The 11681-nt window shown below is 68.7% G+C and carries 9 protein-coding genes; 1 reads left to right on the top strand and 8 read right to left on the bottom strand.

What is annotated here, in order from left to right:
- Window positions 1-11: 11 nt before the first annotated feature.
- The 7 genes from AC57B8_RS22305 to mdeB form a co-directional block, all read right to left on the bottom strand.
- Window positions 12-677 carry a class II aldolase/adducin family protein gene (locus AC57B8_RS22305; protein WP_496480793.1) on the bottom strand — a complete coding sequence of 222 codons (666 nt, stop codon included), beginning with the start codon at window positions 675-677 and terminating at the stop codon, window positions 12-14.
- Complete coding sequence (gene otnK / locus AC57B8_RS22300) at window positions 674-1945, bottom strand: 3-oxo-tetronate kinase (protein WP_496480792.1); 1272 nt, start codon at window positions 1943-1945, stop codon at window positions 674-676. Before otnK ends, AC57B8_RS22305 begins: the two co-directional genes overlap by 4 nt.
- A 3-nt stretch (window positions 1946-1948) precedes the next feature.
- On the bottom strand, window positions 1949-2962 hold the full coding sequence (denD, locus tag AC57B8_RS22295; protein WP_496480791.1) for a D-erythronate dehydrogenase: 1014 nt from the start codon (window positions 2960-2962) through the stop codon (window positions 1949-1951).
- A 43-nt stretch (window positions 2963-3005) separates the two neighbouring features.
- Window positions 3006-3932, bottom strand: a complete 927-nt coding sequence (gene ltnD / locus AC57B8_RS22290; RefSeq protein WP_496480790.1) for an L-threonate dehydrogenase — start codon at window positions 3930-3932, stop codon at window positions 3006-3008.
- Between the two features lie 16 nt (window positions 3933-3948).
- Window positions 3949-5274, bottom strand: a complete 1326-nt coding sequence (locus AC57B8_RS22285) for an MFS transporter (RefSeq protein WP_095747283.1) — start codon at window positions 5272-5274, stop codon at window positions 3949-3951.
- A 157-nt stretch (window positions 5275-5431) separates the two neighbouring features.
- Entirely contained in the window at window positions 5432-6208 is a 777-nt protein-coding gene (locus tag AC57B8_RS22280) for a FadR/GntR family transcriptional regulator (RefSeq protein WP_070063260.1), read from the bottom strand.
- Between the two features lie 74 nt (window positions 6209-6282).
- Entirely contained in the window at window positions 6283-8946 is a 2664-nt protein-coding gene (gene mdeB, locus AC57B8_RS22275) for an alpha-ketoglutarate dehydrogenase (protein ID WP_496480789.1), read from the bottom strand.
- 105 nt (window positions 8947-9051) lie between these two features.
- Between mdeB and AC57B8_RS22270 the strand changes: the two genes are divergently transcribed.
- Window positions 9052-9525 (top strand): Lrp/AsnC family transcriptional regulator, encoded by a 474-nt coding sequence (locus tag AC57B8_RS22270; protein WP_159279182.1) that lies wholly within the window; start codon window positions 9052-9054, stop codon window positions 9523-9525.
- 34 nt (window positions 9526-9559) lie between these two features.
- Here the strand turns inward: AC57B8_RS22270 and AC57B8_RS22265 are convergent, their stop codons facing one another.
- Window positions 9560-11569, bottom strand: a complete 2010-nt coding sequence (locus AC57B8_RS22265) for a PhoX family protein (RefSeq protein WP_354348039.1) — start codon at window positions 11567-11569, stop codon at window positions 9560-9562.
- Window positions 11570-11681 lie beyond the last annotated feature (112 nt).

Here is an 11681-nt window from a genome sequence, read left to right as displayed (position 1 = left end):
GGGTGTTTGTACTACCAGCGCGCACCGAAAGTGCGGCGCAGTTCATCGATCTGGTCGGGGGTGAGCGGTGCGGGCCGAGTGGCTTGCGTGAGCACCTGCAGGCGGGCGGTTTCTTCCAGCTCTTCGAGCACGGCCATCGCGGCGGCCGGCGTCTCGTGCCAGACATTGGGGCCCAGGCGCGCGAGCATCGCCGCGCGGATCGGCGTGCCGGCCGCGCCGTAGCGCGCGATGGCCTGCGCCACCTGCTCGGCCGCCTCGGGCGCGCCGGGGCGGTGGTACGGGATGACCGGCACATGGCCGACCTTCATCACGAAGTAGGGCGTGAGCGCGGGCAGCAGTTCGGCTTGCGGGTTGCCCAGGGTCAGGGCCACGCAGTGCGTGCTGTGCGTGTGGATCACGCAGGCCGTGGCCGCATCGAAGCCGCGTGCGGCGGCGTAGATGCGCGTGTGCAGCGCGATGGTCTTGCTGGCGCGGTCGCCGCCGGTCTGCTGGCCCTGCGCATCGAGCCGTGCGAGCCGCGCGGGGTCGAGAAAGCCCAGGCAGGCATCGGTCGGCGTGATGAGAAAACCGTCGTCCAGCCGCACGCTGATGTTGCCGGCCGTGGCGTGCACGTAGCCGCGCTCGAACAGGCTGCGGCCGACGCGGCAGATTTCGTCGCGGGCTTCGTTCTCGGTCATGCGAGCACTGTAAAAGCTTTGGTGAAGAAATCGTCGCTGCCGAAGTTGCCCGACTTCAGCGTGATGTGCAGCCCCGCTTCGGGCGCGGCGTCGCAGCGCGCATGGCACCACGGCACGCCGGGATCGATCTGCGGGCCGATCTGCATCTGCGCGATGCCCAGCGCCTGCACGCAGGCGCCCGAGGTCTCGCCGCCGGCCACCACGAGCTGGTGCACGCCGCGCTCGACCAGGCCGCGCGCAATGGCGGCGATGGTGCGTTCGACCATCGCGCCGGCTTCTTCCACGCCGAGCCGTCCCTGCACCGACTTCACGGCGCCGGCTTCGGCGGTCGAGTAGACGAGCACGGGGCCTTTGTCGATGAGCGGTGCGGCCCAGGCCAGCACCTCGGCCGTCACGTCCACGCCCGCCGCGATGCGCAGCGGATCGATGGCCATGGCCGCGCCGCCGCGCTGGATGAAGTCGAGCACCTGCCGGTTGGTGGCGAGCGAGCAGCTGCCCGACACCACCGCCGTCTTGCCGCCGGCCTTCGGCAATGCGCTGGCCTGCGACGACGGCGCGAGGCCGAAATTGGCCGGCAGGCCGATGGCCACGCCCGAGCCTGCCGTGAGCAGCGGCAGCTTCGCGAGCGCCGGGCCCATGCGCAGCAGGTCGTCGTTCGACACGGCGTCGACGATGGCGATGGCCACGCCCTCGGCCTTCAGCTGCGCGATGCGTTCTTCGATGGCCGCTGCGCCGCGTGCGACCACCGCGTGATCGATGAGGCCCACCTTGCGCGTGCACTGCGCCTGCAGCACGCGCACGAGGTTGGGGTCGGTCATCGGCGTGAGCGGATGGTTCTGCATGCCGCTCTCGTTGAGCAGCACGTCGCCCGCGAACAGGTAGCCCTTGAAGACGGTGCGCTTGTTGTCGGGGAAGGCGGGCGTGGCGATGGTGAAGTCGCATTGCAGCGCGTCCATCAGCGCCTCGGTCACGGGGCCGATGTTGCCTTGGGCCGTGCTGTCGAAGGTGGAGCAGTACTTGAAGTAGATCTGCTGCGCGCCCTGCGCCTGCAGCCAGCGCAGCGCGTCGAGCGACTGCGCGATGGCCTCGGCCGGTGCGATGGTGCGCGACTTGAGCGCGACCACCACGGCATCCACGTCGGCATCGAGCGGGCCTTCGGGCACGCCGATGGTCTGCACCACGCGCATGCCGGCGCGCACGAGGTTGTTGGCCAGGTCGGTGGCGCCGGTGAAGTCGTCGGCGATGCAGCCGAGCACGAGCTTCGCCATCGCTCAGCCCTTCAGCGCGAGCGTGACCGCCTGCGCGTTCTCGCGCACGTAGTCGCGCAGGATGGCGTCGAAGCTGGCGTCGGCCTTCAGGCCCAGCGCCTCGGCGCGCGCCGCATGGATGCGGCTGGGCCAGCTGGTGACGATCTTCGCGATGGCGGCGTCGGGTTCCCAGTCGATGAGGGCGGTGGCCTCGGTGCCGGCGATGCGCTCGAGCGCCTGCGCCATCTCGCGCACGGTGGTGGTCAGCGCGGGCAGGTTGATGGCGGTGCGCGCACCCCATTCGGCGGCACCGGCGGTGGCCGCGCGCACGATGCCGGCGACGGTGTTGCCGGGCGAGGCCAGCGCGACCGGCGTCTCGGGCGCCACGGGGCAGCGTGCGCGCACGCCGGCCAGCGGCTCGCGCAGCATGCCGCTCAGGAAGCTGGAGGCCGCACCGTTCGGACGACCGGGGCGCACCGACACCGTCATGAGCCGCACATTGCGGCCCTGCACGAAACCCTTGCGCGTGTAGTCGGCCACCAGCTGCTCGCCGATGAACTTCTGGATGCCGTAGCTGTTCTGCGGCGTGGGCAGCGTGGTGTCCTCGATCACCGCGGGCAGGCGCTGCTCGGGCGAATCGCCGAACACGGCGACGGAGCTGGAGAACACGAACACGGGCGCATGGCCCGCGCTGCGGCAGGCGTCGAGCAGGGCGCGCGTGGTGTCCAGGTTGCTGCGCATGCCGAGGTCGAAATCGGCCTCGCACTCGCCGCTCACGGCGGCGGCGAGGTGGAACACGGCGTCGGTGTCGGCCAGCGGCAATGCGCCGTTGGCGGCCTGTTCGTAGAGGTCGCCCTGCACGAACTGGATGCGCGCGTCGGCTGCAAGGTCGGCGGGCGGCGGCACGCGGTCGGCGAGCGTGATGCGTGCGATGTCTTTCGCCGCGCCGCCAGCCAGTGCGAGCGGGCCGCTGGCGAGCAGGGTGCGGGCGAGGCGGGCGCCGAGGAAGCCGCAGCCGCCGGTGATGAGAACGTTCATGGTGTGTGTCTTTCCTGGGTCGGTGGAGCGCTGTCGCTCGATGTTATTTTTTCGATTCTTTCGCAACGGGCAGCTCGATGCCCGGGAAGATCTTGATGACCGCGCTGTCATCTTCGCGCGCGAAGCCGGCCGTGGAGGCCTGCATGAACATCTGGTGCGCGGTGGACGACAGCGGCAGCGGAAACTTGCTGGCGCGCGCCACGTCGAGCACCAGGCCCAGGTCCTTCACGAAGATGTCGACGGCCGACAGCGGCGTGTAGTCGCCCGCGAGCACGTGGGCCATGCGGTTCTCGAACATCCAGCTGTTGCCGGCGCTGTGGGTGATGACCTCGTACAGCGCGTCGGGGTTCACGCCTTCGCGCAGGCCCAGCGCCATGGCCTCGGCCGCGGCGGCGATGTGCACGCCGGCCAGCAGCTGGTTGATGACCTTCACCTTGCTGCCCGCGCCGGCCGAATCGCCCAGGCGGTAGACCTTGGCGGCCATGGCGTCGAGCATGGCGCCGGCCTTCTCATACGCCGCGGGGGTGCCGGCGGTCATCATCGTCATCTGGCCGCTCGCGGCCTTGGCGGCGCCGCCGGAGATCGGTGCGTCGAGGTACAGGATGCCTTGCTGCGCGAGGCGCGCCTCGAGCGCCACCGACCAGTTCGGGTCGACGGTGGAGCACATCACGAACAGGCTGCCGGGCTTCATCGATGCCGCGCAGCCGGGCGTGGTGCCGTCGCCGAACAGCACCGACTCGGTCTGCGCCGCGTTGACGACCACGCTGACCACGATGTCGCACTGCGCACCGAGCGCGGCCAGCGTGTCGCAGGCGGTGCCGCCGTCGCGCGCGAAGGCCTCGGCCACGCCGGGGCGCACGTCGAACACATGCGGCGCATGGCCCGCGCGGCGCAGCGATTGCGCCATGCCGCTGCCCATGGCGCCCAGGCCTACGAGGCCGACGACGGGGGTGTTGGAAGAAGAAGTCATGTCGTGCGTCCTTCGATCAGCGATTGACGAGTTGCTTCGGGGTGAGCCACACGCCGATGGCGCCGAGCACCAGCGCGCCGGCCAGCACGTACATGCCGATCTGCGTGCTGCCCGTGAGGTCCTTCAGGTAGCCGATGAGGTACGGGCTCACGAAGCCCGCGAGGTTGCCCACCGAGTTGATGACCGCGATGCCCGCTGCCGCCGCCGTGCCCGAGAGGAAGGCGGTGGGCAGCGACCAGAACAGCGGCGCGCAGGTGAGCACGCCGGCCGCGGCGAGCGACAGGAAGGTCAGCGACACGACGGTGTTCTGCGTGTACGAGGCCGCGACCGTGAAGCCCACGGCGCCCATCATCGCGGGGATGATCAGGTGCCAGCGGCGCTCGCGGCGCGCGTCGGCGCTGCGGCCGAACAGGTTCATCGCGACGATCGCGCACAGGAACGGAATGGCGCTGAGCAGGCCGATGTTGAAGTTGCCCTGCACGCCCGTGGCTTTCACCAGCGTGGGCAGCCAGAAGGTCAGCGCGTACTGGCCCATGACGAAGGCGAAGTAGATGAGCGCCATCCACCACACGCGCGCGTCGCGGAACATTGCGCCCACCGAGTGCGGGCCCTTGGCGCCGTGCGCCTGGTCGCGGTCGACCTCGCGCTGCAGCAGGTTCTTTTCTTCGGGCGAGAGCCAGCGTGCGTGCTTGATGCCGTTGTCCAGGTAGAACAGCACCATCACGCCCACCAGCACGGCGGGAATGGCTTCGATGATGAACATCCACTGCCAGCCATGCATCGACGACACGCCATGGAAGGCGTCCATGATCCAGCCCGACAGCGGGTTGCCGAAGATGCCCGCCACGGGAATCGCCGACATGAACACCGCGATGATCCGTGCGCGCCGGTGCGACGGGTACCAGTGCGTCAGGTACAGGATCACGCCGGGGTAGAAGCCCGCCTCGGCCACGCCCAGCAGGAAGCGCAGGATATAGAAGCTGGTTGGCGTTTCCACGAACACGAAGCAGGCCGACAGCAGGCCCCAGGTGATCATGATCCGCGCGATCCACACGCGCGCGCCCACGCGGTTGAGCAGCAGGTTGCTGGGCACTTCGAACAGGAAGTAGCCCAGGAAGAAGATGCCGGCGCCCAGGCCGAACACGGTTTCGCTGAAGCCGAGGTCCGCGCCCATCTGCAGCTTGGCGAAGCCGACGTTCACGCGGTCGAGGTACGCGACCACGTAGCACAGCATCAGGAAGGGCACGAGGCGCCAGAACACCTTGGCGTAGGCGCGTTTTTCGAGCGCGGCGTCGGGCGCGTCAGCCGCGAGGGGCGCGCCGGCCTGGAGGGTGGAAGTCATTGGGAGGGAGTCCGCTGGATGAAAAAACGGGGCCGTCCCGTCACCCTGCGGCGCGGTCGCCCCTTACTTGTCAGGTCATCATACAAATTTAAGACAAGCTCCCGGATACGGGATAACCCGCACATTCTGCCCCTGCGGAAAAATTGTGAGCGTGGGCTTACTTGCCCGCCGGCCAGCCTTCGACCAAGGGTCGGGCGAGCTGGGCGCCTTCCTGCTGCCAGAAGGCCGGGTCGGCCTGCTCGATGCGGCGGATGGCGTTGTCCATGTGCGCCTTGGCGGCTTCGCGCGCGGCCAGCGGGTCGCCGGCGTCGATGGCCTCGACGATGCGCGCGTGTTCCTGCGCCACTTCGCGCACGAAGTCGGCGCGGCGCGCCTCGTTGGCGCGCGTGACGCGGGTGGCGCCATGCAGGAACTGCCGCAGGTACTGCAGCGTGCCGATGAGGAAGGGGTTGCGTGCGGCCTCGGCGATGGCGCGATGAAAGCGCACGTCCTCGTCGGCCCCGTTGCCGCCCATCGACACCGCCGCATGCAGCGCATCGATGGCGTCGCGGATGCGCAGCATGTCCTCGGGCGTGCGGCGCTCGGCCGCGAGCGCGGCCACCTCGGCCTCGAGCGCGCGGCGCAGCTCGACCATCTGCACCACCGCTTCGCGCGAGGCCACATGCGGCATCTCGAAGCGCAGCGGCTCCACGCCGGCAGCGCGCACGTACACGCCGCTGCCCTGGCGCGAATCGACCAACCCGAGCGACTTCAGCCGCGACACCGCCTCGCGCACCACCGTGCGGCTCACGCCGAACTGGGTGGCCAAGGCGGTCTCGGTGGGCAGCCGGTCGCCTTCCGACAGGCGTCCGCTGCGCACCTCGGCCACGAGCGCTTCCGCCACCTGGTCGGCCAGGCGGACGGCGGGAGCGAGGGACTGGAAGCGGGCGGTCATGGGCGCGGGAAGGCGGTGGGGCCTGCGACTCTAACGCAGGCACCGCACCGTCACGCCGCATGGCCGCGCTGGCGTCAGACGCCGAGCGCGTGCCGCGCGGCCCGCGCGATGCTCGCCGCGTCCACGCCGAAGAAACCGCGCAGCGCGGCGCGCGTGTCGCTGCGACCGAAGCCGTCGGTGCCCAGCGTGAGGTAGCGGCGGCCTTCGGGCAGGAAGGCGCGCACGCTCTCGGGCAGGGCGCGCACGTAGTCGGTGGCGGCGACGATCGGGGCCTTGCTGCTGCCCTTGCCGAGCTGCTGCGCGACGAAGGGCGTGCCGGCGTCTTTTTCGCCGGCCAGCGCGCGCTGCTCGCAGGCCTGGCCGTCGCGCGCGAGTTCGCTCCAGCTCGTGACGCTGAACACCTCGGCCGCGATGCCTTCGTCGGCCAGCTGCTGCGCGGCCTTGATGACCTCGGTGAGGATCGCGCCCGAACCCAGCAGCGTGACGCTTTGCTTCGCCTTGCCCGATGCCGGCGCATACGTGCCGAAGCGGTAGCAGCCGCGCAGGATGTCGGCCTCGGCGCCGGCCGGCAGATCGGGCTGCGCGTAGTTCTCGTTCATGAGCGTGACGTAATAGAACACGTCCTGCTGCTCGACCATCATCTCGCGGATGCCCGCGTCGACGATGACCGCCATCTCGCCCGCGAAGGCCGGGTCGTAGGCCTTGCAGTTGGGAATGGTCGCGGCCACGAGGTGGCTGCTGCCGTCCTGGTGCTGCAGGCCTTCGCCGCCGAGCGTGGTGCGCCCCGACGTGGCACCCAGCAGGAAGCCACGTGCGCGCTGGTCGGCCGCCGCCCAGATGGCGTCGCCCACGCGCTGGAAGCCGAACATCGAGTAGTAGATGTAGAACGGCAGCATCGCCAGGCCATGCACGCTGTAGCTGGTGGCCGCGGCCGTCCAGCTCGCGATGGCGCCGGCTTCGCTGATGCCCTCTTCCAGGATCTGGCCGTCGGTGGCTTCGCGATAACTCAGCACCGAGCCGATGTCTTCCGGCGCATAGCGCTGGCCCACGCTCGAATAGATGCCGACCTGCTTGAACAGGTTGGCCATGCCGAAGGTGCGCGCCTCGTCGGCCACGATCGGCACGATGCGCGGGCCGAGCGCCTTGTCCTTCATGAGGTTGCCCAGCATGCGCACGAAGGCCATGGTGGTGCTCATCTCCTTGCCCGCGGCGGCCGTGGCGAACTGCGCGTAGGCCGCGATGTCGGGCTTGGGCACGACGTCGCAGGCGGTCTCGCGGCGCGGCATGGCGCCGCCGAGCGCTTCGCGGTGCTGGCGCAGGTAGCGCATCTCGGCGCTGTCTTCGGCCGGGCGGTAGAAGTCCATCGCGGTGGCCTGCGCGTCGGTGAGCGGCAGGTTGAAGCGGTCGCGGAACTCGAGCAGGTCAACGTCGCCCATCTTCTTGTGCGAGTGCGTGGTCATCTTGCCCTGCGCGGCGCTGCCCATGCCGTAGCCCTTCTTGGTGTGGGCCAGGATGACGGTGGGCTGGCCCTTGTGGGCAGCGGCGGCGGCGTACGCGGCGTGGATCTTCACGAGGTCGTGCCCGCCGCGCTTCAAGCGGTCGATCTGCTCGTCGGTCATGCCTTCGGCCAGGCGCGCGAGCTCGGGGTTCTGGCCGAAGAAGTTGTCGCGGTTGAAGCGGCCGTCCTTCGCGGCGAAGGTCTGCATCTGGCCGTCGACGGTTTCGGCGAACACGCGCGCGAGCGCGCCGCTCACGTCCTGCGCGAACAGGCCGTCCCAGTCGCTGCCCCACACGAGCTTGACGACGTTCCATCCTGCCCCGGCGAAGAGCTTCTCGAGCTCGTCGATGATGCGGCCGTTGCCGCGCACCGGGCCATCGAGGCGCTGCAGGTTGCAGTTGACGACCCACACGAGGTTGTCGAGCTTTTCGCGCGCGGCGAGCGTCAGCGCGCTCATCGATTCGGGCTCGTCCATCTCGCCGTCGCCGAACACGCCCCAGACCTTGCGGCCTTCGCAGTTCAAGAGGTTGCGGTGCGTGAGGTAGCGCATGAAGCGCGCGTGATAGATCGAGCTGATCGGGCCGATGCCCATCGAGCCGGTGGGGAACTGCCAGAAGTCCGGCATCAGGTACGGATGCGGGTAGCTGCACAGCCCGCGCGCGCCGCTGCCGTTCACGAACGCGGGCGCGGTGAGCTCCTGGCGGTAGTGGTTCAGATCTTCTTCGCTCAGGCGGCCTTCGAGGTAGGCCCGCGCATACACGCCGGGTGCGCTGTGCGGCTGGAAGAACACCAAATCGCCGCGGTGCGCCGGGCTGCGCGCATGGAAGAAGTGGTTGAAGCCGGTCTCGAACAGGTCGGCCGCGCTGGCGTAGCTGGCGATGTGGCCGCCGAGTTCGCCATACGCCTGGTTGGCCTTGGCCACCATGGCGAGCGCGTTCCAGCGCATGAGCGAGGCGAGCTTCTCTTCCACCGCGAGGTCACCCGGGAACGGCGGCTGGTCGGCCGCGGCGATGGTGTTGACGTACGGCGTGGCCAGCTCGGGCTGCCAGCCGATGCGCTGCTGCCGCGCCAGGCGCGCCAGCTCGGCCAGCATCTGGCGCGCGCGCTGCGGACCTTGCGTCTGCGCCAGCGCCAGGAAGGCGTCGCGCCATTCGGCGGTCTCTTCGGGGTCGGGGTCGTGCGACGGCGGCGTGTCGAGCAACAGGGCGCGCATCTGGTCGGCGGAGATCGGGGCGTTCATGCCAGCACTTTAAGCCGCCTTGCGGAAAATTAGCTACCGGCACCTGCGACTTCATGGCTATTCGCAAGCATAAAATGCCGCGACCCAAGCGCTTTACGGAATTTCATGGAACTCGACGCCATCGACCTGCGCATTCTCGACGAGCTGCAACGCGACGGCGCCCTGTCGAACGTCGAACTCGCGCGCCGCGTGCACCTGTCGCCCTCGCCCTGCCTGGCCCGCGTGAAGGTGCTGGAGACCAGCGGCGTGATCGACCGCTACGTGGCGCTGGCGAACGCCAAGGCGCTGGGCTTGGGGCTCAACGTGTTCATCTCGATCAGCCTGACCACGCAGAGCAAGCAGTCGCTGGCCGACTTCGAGCAGCGCATCGCCGAGCACGACGAGGTGATGGAGTGCTACCTGATGACCGGCGACAGCGACTACCTGATCCGCATCGCCGTGGCCGACATGGCGGCGCTGGAGCGCTTCATCATGGAGCAGCTCACGCCGATTCCAGGGATCGAGAAGATCCGCTCGAGCTTTGCGCTCAAACAGGTGAGATACAAAACGGCGCTGCCGTTGCCAGCAGCGCCGTCCTGAAGCAAGCGCAAGCCGCCGCAGCGGCAGCCTCGCCTTACTTCGCCAGCTTGATCTGGATCGGGTCGGCCGTGAGGTAGCCGACGGCCGCGGCGTAGCGGTCCTTGTAGTTGGCGCGCACCAGCGGGTCGAGCGTGGCCTGCACCTTCGAGTGGATGCCGCCCCAGTCACCCGCGTGCTGGAAGTTGCTCATGATGTAGGTCCAGCCGTTGATCTCGTCCACGGCATGCAGGCCAGTCGATTCGCCACCCGCGGGGATCGACATGAGGCGCGAGAGCTTCTTGGTGTCGATGTTGTAGGCCCACAGGAAGTTGTTGACGTGGCTGCTGCTGTCCTCGCCGATGAACAGCGTGCGCAGCTTTTCCGAGAACTTGATGTTGTCGGGGTTGCCGATCTTGTCGGGGCTGGAGGTGTTGCCCAGCGCGTCGGGCGTGGGGAGGTCTTCGCCCACGATCAGCGCGCGGGTCTGCGTCGGCACCCAGTCGCTGTTGATGGACTTGCCGTCGGTGTCCTTCTGGCCGCCCGCAAGGTTGTGCGCCATCACGCCGCCGGCGCTGAGCTTCTTGGGCAGCGCGATGTTGTTGGCCGCCGACCAGCCCTTGCCGCCGCTGACCATCGAGTCCTGGATGTTCTGCAGCGCGGAGTAGGCCACCTTGTCCTTGATGTTGACGGTGGTGCCTTCCATCTTGGTGAAGGCCATGCTGGCGCCCTTCACGTTGGCGTAGCGGTGGGTTTCCAGGAAGGCCGCGGCCTTTTCCATGCCGGGCTTCACGCGGCCCCAGCTTTCCTTGCCGTCCAGGAACATGTGGGTGTACGTCGGGTCGGCGGGGTTGGTGGTGGTCACGTCCATGATGTCGGTGGCCTTGAGCGAACCGGCCAGTGCCTCGATCTCGGCGCTGGTGGCATGACCCAGGTTGATCCACGTCATCTTGGTGGCGGATGCGGCGGCGGGGTCGATCGAGTAGCCGGCCTCGTAGCGGGCCACGTAGAGCGTGCCGGCCGACAGGTCTTTTTCCTTGTCGGCGACGAACATGAAGAAGCCGCCGTTGGTGTAGTCGTCGCCCATGATGGCGGTGCGGTTGTCGGGCATGACCTGGATCAGCTCGTGCGAGATGCGGCCCATGCAGTAGTGCTTCTTCACGCTGCCGGTGCCGTCGGGGTTCACGGTGATCTCAGGCAGGTGGCCGTAGTGGTACGGGTTGGCCTTGGTCTCGTCGCCGAACACGTTCTTGCTGTAGGCCTTGAACATGTCGGTGCCGGCGGCGGTGGTCGCGTCGGGCTCGTACTCTTCGCTGGACAGGTGGGTGTTCCACGGCGACAGGCTGGCGCCGCAGGTGATCCACAGGCCGTGGGCGCTCGACATGTCGACGTTGTGGTACTTGACCAGGCTCAGCTTGCCGGTGGTCTGGTCCTGGTCGAGCGTGAGCACCGCGATGGGCGAGGGCAGCGTGCCATAGGTGTTGTCGCCCTTCAGGTTGCGACTGGTGTATTCGAACTGCACAACGGCGAACACCGCCTTGCCCTTGACGCCGGGCACGTTGGCGTTGGGCAGCGAGATCAGCGAGGTGCCGTCCGGGCTGTCCGAGAAGAACTGGCGCTCCTTGCCTGCCACCGACGCGTCGATGATCGGCTGGTTCTTGATGTCGACGTAGCCGCCCGCGAGGATCTTGCCGCCCTTGCCGTCCGGCACCATGTCGCCGGTCAGGAAGAAAGGCTGGTAGGCCAGGCGGTATTCGGTGGAACTGCCGTTGTCGAACGACACCTTGAGCGTGGAGCCCACGGTGTTCGTGGCCATGGCGGCCGGGTCGGCCAGCGTGGGCGCGGCCATGCCGTTGAATTCGGCCGAGACGAACTGCGCAGCCGGTGCGGGTGCCGGCGCGGGGGCCGGCGGCGGCACCACGAAGGGCGGGAAGGCCTGGCCACCGCCGCCGCCACCGCCGCAGGCGGTGAGGAAGGCGACGCCGCCCAGCGGGAGCATCGGTGCGGCGCCCAGCAGTTTCAGGGCGTGACGGCGGGAGGCGCCGGGCGCCTTGGCTTGATCAGTCATTTGTTTTCCAGGGATCGTGGGTGGTTCGGCATGAGGCCGAAAGTCGACCTCTGTCAGGGCGCAGACCTTAAAAGGCGCCCATGACGAAGGCATGCATCGCGCATGACAGAAC

The organism is Variovorax sp. BGA-UO-ETr-C22 (assembly GCF_059567965.1).
This window is presented reverse-complemented; position numbering and strand designations above follow the sequence as displayed.